The sequence below is a fragment of the Nitrospirota bacterium genome, from assembly GCA_016212185.1.
In the GTDB taxonomy this organism is placed as follows: Bacteria; Nitrospirota; Thermodesulfovibrionia; order UBA6902; family DSMQ01; genus JACRGX01.
On the sequence record JACRGX010000101.1, the window covers coordinates 1 to 19,087 of the forward strand.

Annotated in this window: 18 protein-coding genes; 13 read left to right on the forward strand and 5 right to left on the reverse strand. The window is 44.0% G+C overall.

All coding sequences use genetic code 11. The features are described 5' to 3' along the window. The 4 genes from HZA10_11455 to HZA10_11470 form a co-directional block, all read left to right on the forward strand. Window positions 1-393, forward strand: a 393-nt coding sequence (locus HZA10_11455) for a uridine monophosphate kinase (GenBank protein MBI5196918.1), incomplete at its 5' end; no start/stop codon positions are given. A 26-nt stretch (window positions 394-419) separates the two neighbouring features. Beyond that, a complete protein-coding gene (gene frr, locus HZA10_11460) occupies window positions 420-977 on the forward strand; it encodes a ribosome recycling factor (protein MBI5196919.1) in 558 nt (185 codons plus the stop codon). A 96-nt stretch (window positions 978-1,073) separates the two neighbouring features. After that, the gene (gene gap, locus HZA10_11465) at window positions 1,074-2,078 is read left to right on the forward strand and encodes a type I glyceraldehyde-3-phosphate dehydrogenase (GenBank protein MBI5196920.1); all 1,005 of its coding nucleotides are present in this window, start codon (window positions 1,074-1,076) and stop codon (window positions 2,076-2,078) included. Continuing rightward, entirely contained in the window at window positions 2,078-3,304 is a 1,227-nt protein-coding gene (locus HZA10_11470) for a phosphoglycerate kinase (protein ID MBI5196921.1), read from the forward strand. Before gap ends, HZA10_11470 begins: the two co-directional genes overlap by 1 nt. Before the next feature lie 122 nt (window positions 3,305-3,426). Here the strand turns inward: HZA10_11470 and smpB are convergent, their stop codons facing one another. Continuing rightward, window positions 3,427-3,876: an SsrA-binding protein SmpB gene (smpB, locus tag HZA10_11475; protein ID MBI5196922.1), complete on the reverse strand. Its 450-nt coding sequence runs from the start codon at window positions 3,874-3,876 to the stop codon at window positions 3,427-3,429. Window positions 3,877-3,935: 59 nt separating this feature from the next. Between smpB and HZA10_11480 the strand changes: the two genes are divergently transcribed. The 3 genes from HZA10_11480 to hemE all read left to right on the forward strand — a co-directional run bounded on the left by HZA10_11480 (window position 3,936) and on the right by hemE (window position 7,455). After that, window positions 3,936-5,267 (forward strand): radical SAM protein, encoded by a 1,332-nt coding sequence (locus HZA10_11480; GenBank protein MBI5196923.1) that lies wholly within the window; start codon window positions 3,936-3,938, stop codon window positions 5,265-5,267. A 62-nt stretch (window positions 5,268-5,329) separates the two neighbouring features. Beyond that, window positions 5,330-6,406: a radical SAM protein gene (locus HZA10_11485; GenBank protein ID MBI5196924.1), complete on the forward strand. Its 1,077-nt coding sequence runs from the start codon at window positions 5,330-5,332 to the stop codon at window positions 6,404-6,406. Then, complete coding sequence (gene hemE, locus HZA10_11490) at window positions 6,403-7,455, forward strand: uroporphyrinogen decarboxylase (protein ID MBI5196925.1); 1,053 nt, start codon at window positions 6,403-6,405, stop codon at window positions 7,453-7,455. The genes HZA10_11485 and hemE overlap by 4 nt, the downstream gene beginning before the upstream one ends. Window positions 7,456-7,674: 219 nt before the next feature. On the opposite strand, the gene HZA10_11495 is transcribed toward hemE, so the two are convergent. Continuing rightward, on the reverse strand, window positions 7,675-8,412 hold the full coding sequence (locus HZA10_11495) for a competence/damage-inducible protein A (protein MBI5196926.1): 738 nt from the start codon (window positions 8,410-8,412) through the stop codon (window positions 7,675-7,677). A 625-nt stretch (window positions 8,413-9,037) separates the two neighbouring features. On the opposite strand from HZA10_11495, the gene HZA10_11500 reads away from it, so the two are divergent. Both HZA10_11500 and tsaD read left to right on the forward strand, forming a co-directional pair. Then, window positions 9,038-9,802 (forward strand): hypothetical protein, encoded by a 765-nt coding sequence (locus HZA10_11500; GenBank protein ID MBI5196927.1) that lies wholly within the window; start codon window positions 9,038-9,040, stop codon window positions 9,800-9,802. A 215-nt stretch (window positions 9,803-10,017) separates the two neighbouring features. Further along, window positions 10,018-11,061: a tRNA (adenosine(37)-N6)-threonylcarbamoyltransferase complex transferase subunit TsaD gene (tsaD, locus tag HZA10_11505; protein ID MBI5196928.1), complete on the forward strand. Its 1,044-nt coding sequence runs from the start codon at window positions 10,018-10,020 to the stop codon at window positions 11,059-11,061. A gap of 562 nt (window positions 11,062-11,623) precedes the next feature. On the opposite strand, the gene lgt is transcribed toward tsaD, so the two are convergent. The 3 genes from lgt to ileS all read right to left on the reverse strand — a co-directional run bounded on the left by lgt (window position 11,624) and on the right by ileS (window position 15,901). Continuing rightward, on the reverse strand, window positions 11,624-12,382 hold the full coding sequence (gene lgt / locus HZA10_11510) for a prolipoprotein diacylglyceryl transferase (GenBank protein ID MBI5196929.1): 759 nt from the start codon (window positions 12,380-12,382) through the stop codon (window positions 11,624-11,626). Between the two features lie 187 nt (window positions 12,383-12,569). Beyond that, window positions 12,570-13,043, reverse strand: coding sequence for a signal peptidase II (lspA, locus tag HZA10_11515; protein MBI5196930.1), 474 nt, complete (start codon window positions 13,041-13,043; stop codon window positions 12,570-12,572). Beyond that, entirely contained in the window at window positions 13,043-15,901 is a 2,859-nt protein-coding gene (ileS, locus tag HZA10_11520; GenBank protein ID MBI5196931.1) for an isoleucine--tRNA ligase, read from the reverse strand. Before ileS ends, lspA begins: the two co-directional genes overlap by 1 nt. A 192-nt stretch (window positions 15,902-16,093) precedes the next feature. On the opposite strand from ileS, the gene HZA10_11525 reads away from it, so the two are divergent. The 4 genes from HZA10_11525 (at window position 16,094) to HZA10_11540 (ending at window position 19,086) form a co-directional block, all read left to right on the forward strand. After that, window positions 16,094-16,417 (forward strand): hypothetical protein, encoded by a 324-nt coding sequence (locus tag HZA10_11525; GenBank protein ID MBI5196932.1) that lies wholly within the window; start codon window positions 16,094-16,096, stop codon window positions 16,415-16,417. 332 nt (window positions 16,418-16,749) lie between these two features. After that, window positions 16,750-17,520 carry an amino acid ABC transporter ATP-binding protein gene (locus HZA10_11530; GenBank protein MBI5196933.1) on the forward strand — a complete coding sequence of 257 codons (771 nt, stop codon included), beginning with the start codon at window positions 16,750-16,752 and terminating at the stop codon, window positions 17,518-17,520. Window positions 17,521-17,694: 174 nt separating this feature from the next. Further along, a complete protein-coding gene (locus HZA10_11535) occupies window positions 17,695-18,312 on the forward strand; it encodes an amino acid ABC transporter permease (protein ID MBI5196934.1) in 618 nt (205 codons plus the stop codon). A 3-nt stretch (window positions 18,313-18,315) separates the two neighbouring features. Continuing rightward, window positions 18,316-19,086 (forward strand): amino acid ABC transporter permease, encoded by a 771-nt coding sequence (locus HZA10_11540; protein ID MBI5196935.1) that lies wholly within the window; start codon window positions 18,316-18,318, stop codon window positions 19,084-19,086. Window position 19,087 lies beyond the last annotated feature (1 nt).

The window sequence follows — 19,087 nt, forward strand, 5'->3', positions numbered from 1 at the left end:
CAGGAGCTTGCAGAGCCTTATATCAGAAGAAAGGCCGTGAGGCATCTTGAAAAAGGCCGGGTGGTTATTTTTGCCGGCGGCACAGGCAACCCATACTTTACCACTGATACCGCGGCGGCATTGAGGGCTATGGAAATCGGCGCTGAGGTTATTTTTAAGGCTACAAAAGTAGACGGCGTTTACAGCAGCGACCCGATGAAAGACCGGAAGGCAAAAAAATTTCCTGAGATTAAATATATTGACGTGCTTAAAAAAGGACTCCACGTCATGGATTCCACAGCGATTTCCCTGTGTATGGACAATAAACTCCCGATAATTGTATTCAGCCTGAGAGAAAAGGGCAATATCAAAAAAATCCTGGAAGGCAAAAAAATCGGGACATTGATCAGTTGATAACTCATTGAGGGGGTGAAATTCCCATGCAGGCAGAAGTAAAGAAAAAACTTACCGAAAAGATGGAAAAGACGCTTGAGGCGCTTAAAAAAGACCTCTCAAGCATAAGGACCGGCAGGGCGTCGCTTTCAATATTAGACGGGCTGACAGTTGATTATTACGGAACGCCTACGCCTCTTAATCAGGTTGCAACCTTAGCAGTGCCCGAAAGCAGGCTGATTACCATTCAGCCATGGGAGCCCAAGTTAATACCTGAAATTGAAAAAGCCATACAAAAATCAGACCTCGGATTAAATCCAGCCAATGACGGAAAGATAGTCCGTGTGCCAATCCCTCCACTTACCGAGGAGCGCAGGCAGCAGATTATCAAGCATGTGCATAAAAGGGCTGAGGAGGCAAGGGTCGCTGTAAGAAATATCCGCCGTGACGGCAACGATGAAATTAAAAAACTCCAGAAGGAAAAACACATAAGCGAAGATGATGTCAAAAAATCAACAGATGAGATACAGAAAATTACGGATAGTTATATAAAAAGAATTGATGAAATCATGTCCCATAAAGAAAAAGAACTGATGGAAATCTAAACAGACAGTAATTAGCGGTTAGCAGTTAGTGAAGGATACAACAACTAACTGCCAACTGCTAATCGCTAACTGCAGTCTGTTAATAAAGGAGGATTTATGGCTATACGGGTAGGCATTAACGGTTTTGGGAGAATTGGAAGGAATTTTTTAAGGACAAGTCTCGGGGAAAGCGGCATTGATATTGTATGCATTAACGACCTCACTGACGCAAAGACGCTGGCGCATCTTCTTAAGTATGACTCTGTTCACGGTATTTGCAAAGCTGACATAAAAGTCAAGGACAACGGCATTGCCGTAAACGGAAAAGAGATAAAGGTTACTGCAATCAGCGACCCTGCACAGCTTCCATGGAAGGACCTGAAGGTTGACATAGTGCTTGAATCAACAGGCCGTTTTGTGGATAAGGAAAGCACCTCAAAGCATTTAACGGCAGGAGCCGGATGGGTTATCATATCCGCGCCTGCAAAAGACCCTGATGCAACCATCTGCATGGGCGTTAATGAGGAGACGCTTGATGTCAAAACGCACAAGATTATCTCCAATGCCTCGTGCACGACAAACTGCCTTGCCCCGATGGCAAAGGTAATTCATCAGAAATTCACAATCAAGCGCGGACTCATGACCACCATACATTCGTACACCAATGACCAGAGAATCCTTGACTTTCCGCACAAGGATTTAAGAAGGGCCAGAGCCGCCGCAGTCTCAATGATACCTACAACAACAGGGGCGGCAAAGGCAGTCGGGCTTGTACTGCCTGCATTAAAAGGAAAACTTGACGGCATGGCCATCAGGGTGCCTGCGCCCAATGTCTCTGTGGTGGACCTCGTTGCCGAGGTTGAAAAACCGGCAACTGCAGAAACCGTAAATGCCGCGCTGAAAGAAGCGGCCGAAGGCGCGCTTAAGGGAATCTTGCAGTACTGCGACGAGCCGCTTGTATCAATTGATTTTAACGGAAATCCTCATTCATCCATAGTTGACGCAGCGCTTACAAAAGTCCTTGAAGGGCAGATGGTCAAGGTTCTTTCATGGTACGATAATGAATGGGGATACAGCAGCCGTATCAGAGATTTAATCCTTTACATGGCAGGCAAAAAGTGATGAAGAATAACCATTCAGAGCCGATAAAGGGAGTTTTAAACAAGCTTACCATTGCAGACTTGAATATAAAAGGGAAGCGGCTTTTCATCCGCGCAGATTTTAATGTGCCTCTTGATGAAGACCTCAATATTACGGATGACCGGAGAATACGCTCAACCATACCGACAATAAACTATGCAATTGACGAGGGCGCTAAATTAATCCTTACCTCGCATCTCGGAAGGCCCAAGGGCAAGGCGGATAAGCGGTACAGCCTTGCGCCTATTGCAAAGAGGCTTCAGCGTCTTATAAAAAAGGAAGTGGTTTTTTTGCCGGACTGCATGGGACCTGAAGTTGAAGACGCCGTAAGCAAGATGAAAGAAGGAGATATCATACTCCTTGAAAACCTGAGATTTCATCCTGAGGAAGAGAAAAACGACGGAGCCTTCAGCAAGAAACTGGCAGGGCTTGCAGATTATTATATAAATGACGCATTCGGAGCGGCGCACAGGAGTCATGCCTCAACCGTCGGCATAACAAAATTTCTTCCCTCTGCCGCAGGATTCCTTTTACGCAAGGAGATTGAATATCTGCAGGGCGTTGTAAATTCCCCGGTCAGGCCGTTTGTGGCGCTCCTCGGCGGGGCAAAGGTATCAGGGAAAATCGGGGTGCTCGGAAACCTTGAGGGCAAGGTGGACAAGGTAATAATAGGCGGCGGCATGGCGTACACTTTTTTAAAAGCAATGGGATATGGGGTCGGAGACTCGCTTGTTGAAGATGAGATGCTGGACCTTGCAAACAAGATAAAAGAAAAACTTATTGCTAAGGGCGTCAAGTTTTACCTGCCGGTAGACAGCGTTATTGCCCAGAGTGTTGAGCCGGGCGCTGAAACAAAGATCGTCCCTGTTCAGGAAATACCCAAAGGCTGGAGGGCGCTGGACATAGGCCCTGCCTCAGTCCGGCTTTTTTCAGAGGCACTGGGCAATGCAAAAACTATATTGTGGAATGGGCCCATGGGGGTTTTTGAAATAGATGCTTTTTCGCGCGGGACCTTTGCGCTTGCGCGCTCGGTTGCAGACGCCTACGCCCTTACAATCGTAGGCGGCGGCGACACCGACCTTGCCGTAAGCAAGGCGGGGGTTTCCCCTGAAAGCATATCCTTTATCTCAACAGGCGGCGGCGCAGCGCTTCAGCTTCTTGAAGGCAAAGACCTGCCGGGCATCGCAGCGCTTACGGATAAGACGTAAAAAGGCATTGATAAGTGCGGGATAAATTTTAGTGGTATAATTTAATATGCCGCACATCCCTTTGAAAACAGCATATTTAAAAATATATTTGCTGGCATTTGAGCTTTGTAACCAGACATTAATTAATTGCTGCGCCTCAAATGCCTCTCTATCTCCCTCTTTGCCTCTTTTTTCTTTATCTCCTCTCTTTTTTCATACTGCCTCTTTCCCTTGCATAAGCCAATCTCAACCTTTGCCCTGCCTTTTTTAAAATACAGCTTAAGCGGGATGAGAGTAAGCCCTTTTTGAGTGAGCTTGCCCCAGAGTTTTTGTATCTCCTGCTTGTGAAGGAGCAGTTTCCTTGTTCTTAACGAGTCGTGGTTCAGGATGTTGCCGTGGGTATACGGGCTTACGTGGCAGTTAAGCAAAAACGCCTCTCCGTTTTTAATTATGACATAGCTGTCCTTAAGATTAGCCTTGCCGTCACGCAGGGACTTTACCTCAGTGCCTAAAAGCGAGATGCCTGCCTCATAGGTCTCTTCTATAAAGTAATCATGATAAGCCTTGCGGTTGGTGCCGACTACAGGTTCCATGATGCTGATTATATCACATTAAAACAACAGAATTAGCTTGATCTCTGTTAAAATTATCCATGCTGTTCCTTTATGTCCACATCCCGTTTTGCTTAAAAAAATGCATCTACTGCGATTTTGTGTCAGGCATTTATGACCCCGCAAAGGCAAATGCTTATATTGAGGCTTTGAAAAAAGAGATTCACGCTATCTCTAATGCGATTTACCCCTCCCCTATCCCCCTTCCCGACACATCAACCCTTTACATCGGCGGCGGTACGCCTACAGCGCTTTCAACTGAGCGCTTAACTGATTTAATCACGCATATTTTTAACACCCTGCCCTTCCAGAAAAATACTGAGGCAACAATTGAGGCAAATCCCGGGACGGTTGACAGAGCAAAACTTTCGGCGATTTTATCCTCCGGCATAAACAGATTGAGCATCGGCGTTCAGTCTTTTGATGATAATGAGCTTGCCTGCCTTGGAAGATTGCACACAGCGGAAGACGCAGAGCGTGCGGTTCTTCTTGCCGGAGAAGCAGGATTCCGGAATACCGGCATAGACCTCATCTATGCCATACCCGGGCAGGGTATGGCAAGCTTGCGAAAAACGCTTGAGAAGGCGGTAAGCCTTAAGCCTCAGCACATATCGGCTTACGAGTTGACAGTTGAGAAAGGGACACTGCTTTATGAATACATGAACCTCCCCGCCGCAGAGAAAGCGGGGTATCCTAAAGTCTCCCCTCCCTTTACGGGAGGGGATGTAGGGGAGGGTGAAAACAGCATCTTAATCACCCCCACCCTCGCCCTCCCCCGTCCCGAAGCGGGTCTCCGCGAAGGGTCGCTACGACAAGGGGGAGGGGAGTATAAGGACTCCCCACAGTCCCGAAGACTTTCGGGATGGGGTTTTGTGGATGAAGAAGAAATTATTAAAATGTATAACTATACGATAGATTATCTGACATCTGCGGGCTATATCCATTATGAAATTTCAAACTTTTCCCTGCCCGGTTATCAGTGCAGGCACAATCTGAATTACTGGCAGAGAGGTAAGTATTACGGCGCAGGCATTGGCGCAAGTTCATTTATAAATGGAAAGCGCCTTCGCAATACTGCGCAGATTGATGATTACATAAAACTCGTATCAGAGAATAAAAGTCCGGTTAAGGAATCTGAAGCGATTACGAAAAAACAGGCTCTCAGCGAGGCTATATTTCTCGGCTTGAGGCAGACAGAGGGAATAAATGTTGATTTTCTTAGTCAAAGATACGGCGAGAACCTTTTAACATATTACCGGAAGGAGATAGCAGAATTAGAAGATGCGGGGCTTCTTGAATTTAAGGACAATCATATGAGGCTTACAAGAAAAGGATTCCTCCTGTCCAACGAAGCATTTAAAAGATTTCTGTAAGTTCCGTTAGAAACATTATTTCTACCGGGATAAACCCCTCTTCTCTATGTTAAAATATAAAAATGATTACCAAGTTTGAGCCAAAATGGATTGCATGGGAGATTACGCGCAGATGCAATCTTAAGTGCGTCCACTGCCGTTCTTCGTCTGAAATGATAGTGTCCCAGCACCCGGATTTTTCTACGGAGGAAGCTTATAGAATTATTGATGACATATCAAGTTATGCAAAACCCGTTGTGGTGCTTTCAGGCGGCGAGCCTTTATTGAGGGCGGATGTTTTTGATATTGCAAAATATGGAACTGAAAAGGGGTTAAGGATGTGCCTTGCTACAAACGGCACGCTGGTGACAGAAGCCATCTGCAGGAATATTAAGGCGTCAGGCATCAGGATGGTATCCCTAAGTCTTGACGGCTCTACAGCTGAGGTTCATGATGATTTCAGATCGCAGAAAGGCGCTTTTGACGGCGTTGTAAATGCGGCAGGATTGTTCAAAAAGCATGACATCCAGTTTCTGATAAATTCCTCTTTTACAAAGCGCAATCAGGGGGAAATTCCCAAAGTTTACAAACTCGCAAAAGAACTCGGCGCCACGGCATGGTATATGTTCATGATTGTTCCTACCGGCAGGGGCGAGGATATAATGAGCGAGCTGATTTCAAAAGAGGACTACGAAGAACTGCTGGACTGGCATTATGAAATGGAGAAGAAAGAAAAAGATATGCTGGTGCGTCCCACCTGCGCGCCGCATTATTACAGGGTCGTTCTTCAGAAGGCGAAACAAAAGGGAGAAAAGTTTGAGCGCCGGACGCTTAAATTCTCCACCGGCGGCGCTAAGGGGTGCATCGCAGGGCAGGTAATTTCCCTGATTGATGTTGACGGCAATGTGCTTCCTTGCAGTTATTTCCCGAAATCAGCAGGCAATATAAGGAAACAGTCTTTTAAAGATATCTGGGAAAACTCCGGGCTGTTCAAAGAACTGCGGGACTTTAAAAAATATAAGGGCAGATGCGGTTCATGCGAGTATGTGACAGTGTGCGGAGGCTGCAGGGCAAGGGCATACGCCATTACAGGAGATTATCTTGATGAAGAGCCTTTCTGCGGATATGTTCCGAAGAGACTAAAACGGGAGGGAAAATGAATGATACATTTTTAAAGGCGTGCTGCGGTGAAAAAGTTTCACATACCCCTGTCTGGATAATGAGGCAGGCAGGGCGGTATTTAAAGCAATATCAGCAGGTGAGAAAAAAAGTGGATTTTCTTACCCTTTGCAAAACGCCTGAGCTTGCGGCTAAAGTGACAATACAGCCGATTGATGCGCTCGGCGTTGATGCGGCAATACTTTTTTCTGACATACTCATCCCGGTTGAGGCAATGGGCCTCGGGCTTAAATTTTCTGAAAAAATCGGTCCCCAGTTTTCAAACCCGGTAAGAGATGCGGCCGGATTAAAAAAACTCCGAATACCCGACCCTGAGAACGACCTGAGTTTTGTGATGGAAACCATAAGGATTTTGCGCAGGGAGCTTGCGGGACGGGTTCCTTTGATTGGATTTGCAGGCGCTCCTTTTACAACTTCTATATACATGATTGAGGGCGGGACATCAAAGAATTTCCTGAATACAAAAAGGATGATGTTTCAAAACCCAAAGCTTTATGCTGCAGTCATGGATAAAATCACGCAGACGCTTACTGAATATCTAAAGGGGCAGATAGCGGCAGGCGCTCAGGCGCTTCAGCTTTTTGATTCGTGGGGAGGCGCGCTTTCACCGCAGGATTTTAAAGTTTTTGCCCTGCCTTATGTTAAAGAGATAATTAAAAATCTCAGGAAGTGGCAGGCGCAGGAGAAAAGACAGCCGGTGCCGATTATTTATTTTGTCGGCGAATGCGCCGGCGTGCTTGAAGATATTAAGGACTCAGGCGCGGATGTTGCAGGCATTGACTGGCGGATAAGCATTGATACGGCAATTAAACACCTCGGCAGTAAAATCTCGGTTCAGGGCAATTTGGACCCGTGCGCCTTGTTTTTGCCAAAAGATAAAATAGTTGAGCGCGTAAAAGATATTTTAAAGAAAGCTGATTCTGCACGCGGGTATATCTTCAACCTCGGTCATGGCATCCTGCCTGAGACGCCTGTTGAAAGCGCAGTCGCAGTAGTTGAGGCAGTGCACAAATACGGCGGGGAGAAATAGTCTTAACCACAGATTAACACAGATTAACACAGATTTTTTAAGAAAAAAAGAGAGTACAGAAAGCCACTTTGTGTTCTTAAAAAAACGTCATTCCCCGACTTGATCGGGGAATCCAAAAACTTAAAATACTGGATTCCCGCCTTCGCGGGAATGACAACACCCAAAGCATAAGATTTTTCTGTGTCCTCTGTGGTTTAAATAGCTTTGCTGTTTTAATTTTTATTCCACTCTGACGATTATATTTTCCGGCAGTTTTGTCTTTAATGCCGCAAGCGTCTTTTTGAATGCTCCCTCAGATTTGGATTCAACAGTGATAATTATGCAGTGCTCAGGGTTGTTTTCAATCGGGTAAGAGCCTATATCCACATCTTTGTTCTCAAGCACAATCTCAGTCAGTGTATCTGCAATCAGCGATTCATGGGTATTATTAAGAAAAATCCGCTTCAGATAAAACGGTGATGAGCGGAACCGTTCCTTAATCAGGGAAAATTTATTTTTCAGGTAATCCGGGATTCCGGGAAAAATAAATATATTTTTGAAAACCACAACTGGAAAACGCATCTCTTTAAATGAAATGACCTCAGTTCCCTCGGGCACCAGGGCAATTTTGAGCATGGCGTCAGTGAGAATGTCTTTATATTTTTTTGTCAAAAAACCTTCAATTTCAGGGTGCGGTGTAAGTTTTACGCCAAAGCCGTGAGCCATGCCTGCCATTGTGACATCATCATGCGTTGGTCCCACTCCCCCTGAGGTAAAAACATAGTCATACGCCTTTGAAAACTCAAACGCCTCTTTGCCTATGATTTCTATTTCATCGGGGATAACGGAGATGCGTCTTACGCTTACTCCAAGCTCCCGCAGTTCTGAGGCAAGGAAAAAAGAATTGCCTTCATGCAGTTTGCCTGAGAGTATCTCATTGCCGATGATAATAATTCCTGCGGTTTTTATATTAGTCATTGCCCGCTAATTTTATCATAAGGGGATTACTATTGGAAATATTTTTTAAGAGCAATTAAATTAATGAGCAAAACCTCCGGCAGGAGGCAAGGGACAGAAAAAGCTCTTAGAAATGCAATGATTTATTTTTGAAATGTTATGCGGCAAAATGAAAGTTAATTATATATTTTTCACTTGCCGCATGACATGTTTTAAGGTATTGCCCTAAGAGTTTTTTCTGTCCCTTGCCTCCATCATGTTCGTGTCATTCCGTCCCGACACATCGGGACGGAATCCAGTTCCTTTAAAAAAGCACCTGAATTCCCGATAGAAATCCTCGGGAATGACAGGGAAAAAACAATATAGAGCTTAAAACCCCACACAGGTTACACTTCCGTAATGCTACTGTATTGTAATATGTTACACCTTAAACTCAATACCTCATGCCAAGAAATTCCATAACTGTTTGATTTTAAAGAAAAATAAGGTTATTATTTTTTTACAGTTTTGCGGCATTTTTCTTGCTTGATTTTTTCATAGGGGAATATTTGTAGCATTTCAACCCATAGCATTTAAAATTAATAGAAAGGAGATAATTATAATGATAAGAAAGTATAAAGCATTATTACTTTTAGTTGTCATCTGCATGACGAGTATATCTTTCACAACATCGTCTCATGCAGTGGTTACGGCTACGGGCGATGCCGTGATAGACTGGAGCTCCCTTGTAATTACTTTTGACCCTGGTATGAGCTTAACATGGACAGCACAGGGAAGTGGGTCTGAGGCTTGGGCCTACTATAATGGAGTACAAATGGATAATCAGGCCTCCAGCTCAAGTGATTGGGGTGATACATACGCCTCAGCCGCGTACTCTACTGCAAATGGATCTGCAGCAGGAACGGCATTTACGAATGCTTCAACACTGTCAAGTTCTGTGAGTGCATCCTCAGACATGGGCGGTCAATTTAACGCTGATGCCCATGGATGGGGTGAGAATCGTTGGGGCTATTTCAATGTGTCAGGGACCGGGAACATAACTTTCAATGTGGATTACAATATGTCTCTCGCGCTGAACGAAACGCAACCTCGCCCATTAGATGAGGCCTCTGGGTTTTTAGAGTTGGATATGTTCTTACAAAATCAAACCACCCTTAATGAGGCGTTTGCGCATGACGAGATAAACTACCCTAACTGGAATCCGCCTCTCAATGGGACATTGAACGACTCCGGTAAGCTGATTGTTACTCTGGGATTTGATGATGGAGACCAGGGCTATATGCGGGCAGGCGTTGCCAGCCATGTGCAGGCTGCCAGTGTTGCTCCCGAGCCGGTAAGCTCTATCCTCTTTCTCACAGGCGGAGCGGTTATGGCAGGGAAAAGATATCTGAGAAAAAAGAGAAAGACATAGACAATTAAATCCCTAATTCTAATTCCAAACCGTCAGGAGTTTCCTCCTGACGGTTTATTTTCTCCTTACTTCCGCGGCAAGAGAAACTCACACACAAATAACATTTTTTGCCCTATGTTCCACGTGGAACATTTCCCATTGACGCTGGCATGAGTGTTATGTTTTAATAACCATTAGGCAAAAAACTATAAACTTATTCACTAATAAATAACATTATGTTAATTCTTGGCATAGACACCTCCTGTGATGACACGGCTGCTTCAGTTATTGAGGACGGGGTAAATATTCTTTCCAACATCGTTTCCTCTCAGGACGAAGTCCACAAAAAATACGGCGGTATTGTGCCTGAACTTGCCTCCAGAAGGCATATTGAAATGATATTACCTGTAGTTGATGAGGCATTGAAAAAAGCAGCAGGGGTAGCTTTTAAAGATATTTCAGCAATCTCAGTGTGCAAGGGACCCGGTCTGATAGGCTCCCTGCTTGTTGGGGTATGTTTTGCTAAGTCATTGTCATTTGTTCACAATATTCCTTTGGTGGCTGTAAATCACCTTGAAGGGCATGTTTTTTCATCTTTTCTTGATGGGGTAAAGCCTGAATTCCCATTCCTTGCACTGATAGTCTCAGGTGGGCATACAAGCATTTACAGGGTAGATGGATTTGGACTTTATAAAGAGCTTGGCAGGACAAGGGATGATGCCGCAGGCGAGGCATACGATAAGGTGGCAAAACTCTTAGGGCTTGGGTATCCCGGAGGGCCGATAATTGACATGCTTGCGCAGGACGGCAATCCTGAGGCAATTGGTTTTCCGCGAGCGTATCTTCCCGGCACTTCTGACTTTAGCTTTAGCGGGCTGAAAACTGCAGTGAAGATAGAAATTGAGAAGATGGGAAGATTGGAAGATGAGAAAAGGCTCTTAACTTCTCAACCTCTGAATTTCTTAACTTCTGCTGTACTCAACGATATCGCCGCCAGTTTCCAGTCAGCAGTCATTGAGGTGCTGATTGAAAAGACAGTTGCGTCTGCAAAAGAGCAAGGGTTGAATAATATTGCCCTTAGCGGCGGGGTCTCGGCAAATAAGTCATTGCGCGAGAAGATTACGGAACATGCACAAAAAGAGGGAATAAAGGTCTTTTTACCGCCATTAAATCTCTGCACAGATAATGCGGCAATGATTGCGGCAGCCGGCTATTATCACTTCAAGACAGGGCAACTCGCTGATTTTATGCTGAATCCAGAGGCGTACTTGCATCTGTAACGGCAAGTGAGAACTGAGAAATGGGAACTGGGAAATAGAAAGTAAGAAATAAAAACTAAGAACTGAGAAGTGACAACTGAGAGAAACAGAAGGCTTGGGTATCTGAAAAAGTTTAGGCGACTCCTTACCTGCCATGTTGCCATGTTTTCTTTAACAGTTATTTATTAGATACAAAACTATAGCGGTTGCAACATGGCATTTATGAATCATTGTCGCTTGCTAAAATTTTGAAGATATTCAAGCCTGCTGTCTGGATTAGAACTGGTAAGTTGCCGACATGGATGCCCTCAAAATCTTTAGAAAAGCAACATTAATTATTTGGATGCCATGTTGCAAATTCTTAGCGTTTTTTGAATTGCTGCACAAAATATAAATAAGGCAACATGGCTTTAACTGTGTTGCCTCTAAAGCTTTTTAAGACATCCATGCCGGCTTAGCTCTTACTTCTCAGTTCTTAGTTTCTAAACTCCTAACCTTGCCTACCGGCAGGCAAGCTCTTAACTCTCAACTCGCGGGCTTTAGCCTGCGGTTTGTCAGCAACCTGCTAACATTGTCTTAGCCCTCAGGTTATTCCTCTTTTGTAAAGCAGAAAAATAACCGCAGATATAAAGAGCGCTAAGCTTATACCCTGTGATGTTGAAATGCCGTCAAAGAGAAATCCCCTTGCCATATCCCCTCTAAAAAATTCAATTGTAAACCTTACGGCAGAGTAATACATCAGATACAAAGCAAAGATCTGTCCATCAAAACGCTTGTGCCTTTGAAATAAAAGGAGTAAGAAAAAAATCACAAGATTTGCGAGCACTTCATAAAGCTGTGTCGGGTGAAGAGGCACGCCTGTTATCGCTAATGAATTGGGGTCAGTGAAAACTACGCCCCATGGCAGGGTTGTCGGTTTGCCATGACAGCATCCTGCGGAAAAACATCCGAGCCTGCCGATTGCATGCGCTATTGCCAATGCTGGCGCAAATATATCTGCCACTTTTCCAAATGACAGGGCATTTTTTCTGAGATACAAGATTACAACCGGAAGGGCAAGCAATAGTCCTCCGAAGAAAACAAGCCCGCCCTCCCACAATTTAAAAATATCCAAAGGATGTTTAATATAATACTCATATTCAATGATTACAAATAGAAGTCTTGAGCCGACAATTGCAGATATTAAAATATAAAAGCCTAAGTCAAGTATTTTTTCCTTCGGTATTCCTTGTTTTTTTGCCTGATTTATTGCGACAAAAAGCCCTGCTATAAAACCCGCTGCAACAAGGGCTCCATAGGTATGTAAGGTAAGCGGTCCTATTTTACAGAGAATTGGATGCATAAAAAATAAATTTAAAAATAAAAAAGTAAAAATGAACTACCCCGCAGTCCCGACATTTCGGGATGAGGTATCAAAATTGAAAACGACTTTTCACTATGTCATTCTGGCTTGTCCAGAATCTCTCTGAGAAGGATTCCCGTCAAGCGGGAATGACAGAGGGGTAGCCAATTTTTTATTTTTCAATTTGTCATTTAGTTGCATGCCTCCTTAAGCTTAAATTAGCAACGAGAAAAATTATAATCCCCACAGTCAGCGCTGAGTCAGCAACATTAAATGCAGGCCAGTGCCAATCACCAATAAAAAAGTCAATAAAATCAATAACTTTGCCCACAGTAAGCCTGTCTATTAAATTCCCGGTCGCCCCGCCTATGATGAGTGCAGATGCAAAAAGTTCAAGCCCGTGCAATAACTTCAGGGCGTAGATTATTATCATGCTCATAGCTGCAAGATAAATCGCTATAAAAACATAATTGCTTACGCCGGCGAAAAGCCCGAATGCTGCGCCCGGGTTTCTTACATGTACAATTCTTAAAAATGGTAGCAGGTCAATAAACTCATACGGGGTTACATATTCCACAATTGCCATTTTGGTAATGTAATCAAGAATTATGACAGTGACGGAGATTATGCCGGCAAATAACCACTTTGGATTTTTTAACATTAAGCCTTTAACACCCCAAAACATTTTCCGCAGACCGAAGGATGCGCTTCATGCTCTCCTACGCTCGTACTCCAGCTCCAGCATCTTTCACATTTTCCGCCTTCTGCCTTGCTGACTGAGACGACAAGTCCGTTAATCTCAGGGCTTTTGTAAACACCCTCAGTCCTTGTTGTCTCTTTTAAGATTTCAGCTCGTGAAACTATAAAAAGCGCTGGAAGAAATGTTTCCTGCTCCTTGAGCACAGCATAATTTACTTCATTTACATAAAGCACAACCTTTGCCTCAAGTGAATTGCCGATGAACTTTTCCTGCCGCTTAATCTCTAATGCCTTGTTAACCTCATCACGTATTTTTAAAAGCGCTCCCCATTTCTCTTCCAGATTTTTATCGTAGAACTCTTCATTAACCACAGGGAAAGAAGAAAGGAATATGCTCTCCTCTCCTTGAACCCTTGAACCCTTGAACCCTTGAACCCTGTCTTTCTCAAGATGCTGCCATATTTCCTCTGCAGTAAAAGGGAGCGCCGGCGCCATCATCTTCGTAAGCGATGTAAGAATTTGATAAAGCACCCACTGCGCCGCCTTTCTTTCTCCGGAATCTGCCTTAAATGTGTAGAGCCTGTCCTTAAGCACATCAAGATAAAATGCGCTCATCTCCGTTACGCAGAAATTATAGATTGAATGAAAAACCTCATGAAACGCAAACTCCTCATATGCCCTGCCTGCTTTTTTTATAAGGCTTTGAAGCAGGCTCATGGCATGTCTGTCTATTTCAAGCAGGGCATCTTTTTTTATTGCCGTTTCCGGGTCATAATCATAAAGATTGCCTAACATAAATCTGCAGGTGTTTCTTATTTTCCTGTAAGCCTCAACAAGCCTGTCAAGGATCTCCTTTGAAATCCTCATGTCTTCCCTGTAATCAGCGGCAGACACCCAGAGCCTTAATATTTCCGCTCCGTGTTTATTTATAATTTCCTCCGGAGAGATGACGTTTCCCTGAGATTTGGACATCTTTTTCCCCTGCCCGTCAACGACAAAGCCGTGAGTAAGCACTGCCCTGTAAGGCGCCCTGCTTCTTGTGCCTGTTGAGGCCAGCAGGGCGCTCTGAAACCATCCCCTATGCTGGTCGCTGCCTTCAAGATACATGTCAGCAGGCCATGAAAGCCTTTCATCCGCTTCCATGACTGCGGCATGGCTCACCCCTGAGTCAAACCACACATCAAGGATGTCCCTCTCTTTTGTAAATTCTGATGAAGAACATTTGGGACATTTGTAGCCCAAAGGCAGAAGCTCTGCCGGTAATTTTTCAAACCAGACGTCTGTGCCTTTAGCCTCAACCTCCTGCACAATTTTATCAAGGACCATCTTATCAACTACAAATTCTTTGCATTTTTTGCACTGGAATAATGCTATGGGCACTCCCCATGACCTCTGTCTTGAGATGCACCAGTCAGGCCTGTTTTTAACCATGCCGGAAATCCTGTCTTGGCCCCATGCCGGCACCCACCTGACATTTTCTATTTCAGCAAGCGCATTTTTTCTTAAATCATGTTTTTCCATCGAGATAAACCACTGCTCGGTTGCCCTGAAAATGACAGGTTTTTTACACCGCCAGCAGTGTGGATAGGAGTGCGTTACCTTCCCTGCATCGCCAAGCAGGGCATTTATGCCTTTAAGCTTTTCAATAATAGCCGCATTTGTCTTAAAGACATGCTGTCCTTCAAACTCTTTCACATCTTCTGTAAATAGTCCTTTCTGGTCAACAGGCGCAAAGACTTCAAGATTGTATTTTAATGCCATTTCATAGTCGTCTTCACCATGCCCCGGCGCCGTGTGCACTACGCCGGTGCCCTGTTCTAAAGTCACATGCTCTCCGGTAATGGTTTTAACTTCACGGTCAATCCATGGGTGAAGGCAGGCAATCCCTTGCAGTTCAGCGCCTGTCCATCTTCCCTCTGAAACTGAATAACTACCTTCTTTATAACCTGTTTTTTCCATGCAGTCTTTAATTAAATCCTCTGCAATGATAAGCCCCTTGCCATTAATTTTTACAAGACGGTATATAAGCTGCGGATGCAATGCCAAAGCCATATTTGCAGGAATGGTCCAAGGGGTAGTAGTCCAGATAACGAAAGAGACGGTTGACAGTGAACCGTTAACAGTTAACAGTGAAGGATTTTTAACTTTAAACTTCACATAAACTGATGGGGATTCTTTGTCGGCATATTCCACCTCTGCGTCTGCAAGCGCCGTAATACAGGACGGACACCAGTGTACAGGTTTTTTGCCTTTATAAACATAGCCATTTCCCACAAACTTGCAAAACTCCCTCACAATTGACGCCTCGTAAGAATACGTCATCGTTAGATATGGTTTTCCCCAGTCTCCAAAGACGCCGAGACGCTGAAATTCTTTCCGCTGTATGTCTACAAATTTTAAGGCGTATTCCCTGCAAAGCTGTCTTTTCTTAAGAAGTATCTCTGTTTTTTCTTTATCCGTTAACTTGTTACTTGTAACTTGTAACTTGTTACTTTCCTTATCCACCTGATGCTCTATCGGCAGTCCGTGACAATCCCATCCCGGAACATACGGTGAATAATAGCCCTGCATTGATTTGTATTTAACAATAATGTCCTTGAGAATCTTATTCAGGGCGTGCCCAAGGTGGATATGTCCGTTGGCATAAGGCGGCCCATCATGCAGGATATAAACCTTGGACATGTCTTTTTCCTGCATTTTCTGATATGTGTTGTTCTTCTCCCAGAAATTTAGCAATTCCTGTTCTTTCTGGACAAGATTTGCCTTCATCGGGAATGCTGTCCGTGGCAGATTTAGGGTATTTTTGTAATCAGTGGCCATAGTTCAATCTTAATCCTGTTTTTGAATTATAAAAACAAATGAAGCTTTAAAATTAACATCTCAAAGAAGTTTGTGTCAAGGCAATCACTTAGTTTGTTTTGCTAACCCTGTTAATCTTAATTGTAAACACAGCCAACATCAACCTGCTAATTGCTTGATGCCTGCTAATTGCTTGACATCTAATTAGAAAATGTGATAATAATATTAACACACAGAATGAAGCACATATCAGTAATATTACTTATCCTCTGTATCTTGCCTTATCTCTTTATCATACCGATGATGGGCTGTGCCGGCTCCGGAGACAGGGATTGTTCTATGCTGTCTCTGAAGATAATATTGTTCAGGATAATAATGAGCAAAATAATGGGCGGCGTTTTTATACTTGCAGGGGTGCTGATATGCCTGATTATACCGCAGGGATATACTGTTTTGGCAGACATCCCAAAAAAATTTAAGGGCCTCCTTTTTCCGTCAATAAAAGACAGGCCTCCGCAACTTTCTTACTGCATTTAATACGCCATAGGCGTATTAACAAGCATTGCCCCCTGCAGGCTTTATTCCGGCAGAAAAGAGAAATTTCACACTGTTTAGTTTACAATTAGGATAAAGCGCAGCGCTTTGAATGCCTGATTTTCATTATAGTGCGAAGCTGTAGACGGAATGGATTTGAAAATATGAAATTTTTTTTATATTATAAGTTTTCTGAACCCGGGAGGGTATATTTTTAGGTTCAATATGGATAGTGAGCGTATTCCCTGTGGTCTTGCCACAGGGGCAAGCGAGCGAATATAATAAAAATTCCTTACATAAGATTCCCTGTGGTTTTGCCACAGGGGAGATAAATTATGATTAAATTTATAAATGTCAACAAAAAATTTAATAAAGACTCGTATGTGCTTAAAGATATAAATCTTGAGATAGAAGCCGGCGAGGTTGTTGTCATATGCGGGCCAAGCGGCGCAGGCAAAAGCACGCTTGTAAAAACAATTAATAAGCTTGAGCCCATTGACGACGGCGAGATAATCGTTGACGGGTTTTCCATCCAGGACCCAAAGACTAACCTTACCTCTCTCAGGGCAGAGATAGGGGTGGTCTTTCAGCATCTTAACCTGTACCCGCATAAATCTGCCATTCAGAATATAATGCTTGCTCCCATGAAGGTAAAAAAATTAAGTAAACCAGCTGCTAAAGATCGGGCATGCAAACTAATGGAGAGGGTGGGACTTATTAAGAAATGCGACAATTTCCCAAACCAGCTCTCAGGCGGCGAGCAGCAGCGCGTTGCCATAGCGCGGAGTCTTGCAATGGAGCCCAAGATAATGCTTTTTGACGAGCCGACCTCAGCCCTTGACCCTGAACTTACAAGCGAGGTGCTGGATGTAATGGTGTCCCTGGCGCAAAGCGGTATGACGATGGTTGTGGTTACACATGAGATTGGCTTTGCATGCAATGTTGCAGACAGGGTAGTTTTCATGGATAAGGGGGAGATTGTGGAAGTCGGCAGGCCGCCGGATATTTTTGTAAATCCGCAGCACAGCCGGACAAAAGAATTTATGAGTAAGATCCTGCATATTCCTGTTAATAACAGCAATGGTGATTCAGTTGACGGCCAGTAGGACGGATTAGCAACTCTTTATAATTGACCTTCAGGTCAAAAGCCAAAATGGAGGCATAAAATTTTTAATCTCAGATATGAATTTGACTGGAGCATCCCGTTCAGACAGCCATACCTTGACTGGCTTATTACAGGTGTAAAGCTTACTTTTCTTATTGCGGCTGTCACTACAATCGTGTCTCTGTGCGTAGGAACAGTACTTGCCGTAATGAGGCTTTCAAGGTTCTGGTTCCTCCGCATACCGGGGAAATTTTATGTTGAAACTGTCAGGAATATACCGGGACTGTTCTGGTTATTATTTTTTTATTTTGTATTCCCCGAGCTTTTGCCTTTTGGCCTCGGCGAAAAACTTCACGGCTATGCCTATTATTCTGTAATTGCAGGCATCCTTGGCCTTACCTTTGACAACTCTGCATATGTCTCGGATATTGTCAGGACCGGACTTATGGCAGTGCCGAGGGGGCATGTAGAGGCTGCGGTTTCCACCGGCCTTAACAGGTTTCAGCAGTTTAGATACATCATACTTCCTGAGGCCTTCAGAATAATCCTTCCTCCTTTAGGGACGAGGATGATACATAATTTTAAAAATACCTCACTGTGCATGGTGATAACAGCGCCCGAGCTTACATGGGCAACGCAGCAGGTTGAATCAATAACATTCAGGGGGCTTGAGGTCACTTTTATGGCAACGGCTTTTTACCTTCTTGTAGCTTTTACTGCAGCCAGAATTATTATCAGATACGAGAGACTGTTAAAAATTGATATCGCCAGCGTAAGGCGGGCAGGAACATAACGTATGAATTTGTTTGAACAATTTGCAAATTGGAAGTTTTATCTTCTGGGGGCTTATCCCAACGGTCCTCTGGGTGGATTGTTCCTCAATGTATCCCTTGCAATAGTTTCAATCATAATCGGCTTGCTGATTGGAATATTTTTTGGGTTGGGCAGAGCATCATGCAGACGTTACATAAAATATCCCAGTGTATTATACATTGAAAACATACGGTCAACCCCTTTGCTGATGATTGTCTTCTGGTTTTATTTCTTTCTCCCTGTACTGGGGTTTCACCTGCCGCTTTTCTGGAGCGCCGTAATACCGCTTTCAATCTATGCAGGCGCCTATCAGGCAGAGATAGTAAGGGCGGGGTTTATGGCAGTGCCGAGGGGGCAGATGGATGCCGCATTATCAACCGGCATGTCCCGCTGGCAGGCCTTATTTTTTGTCGTTATGCCGCAGGCATTTAAAATGATGGTCCCGTCTTTTGTCAGTTTCTTTAATTCACAGTTTAAAAACACCTCGGTGGTTTATATAATCGGCATAGTTGAGCTTACACAGGCAGGCATAATCGTCAGCCAGCGCCGGCCTGACAGGATGTTTGCGGCATACATCTGCATGGCAATAGGGTTCTGGGTAGTATGCTATTCAATGTCGCATTTTGCGCAACGGCTTGAAAGAAAGCTCGGCATATTGGACTATGAATCATATAAACCTGAGATATGCAGAGAAGACCTTTTGCTTATCCCGATTCCAAAGGCAGTCAAAAAAGTCCTTATATCGCATAAATAAG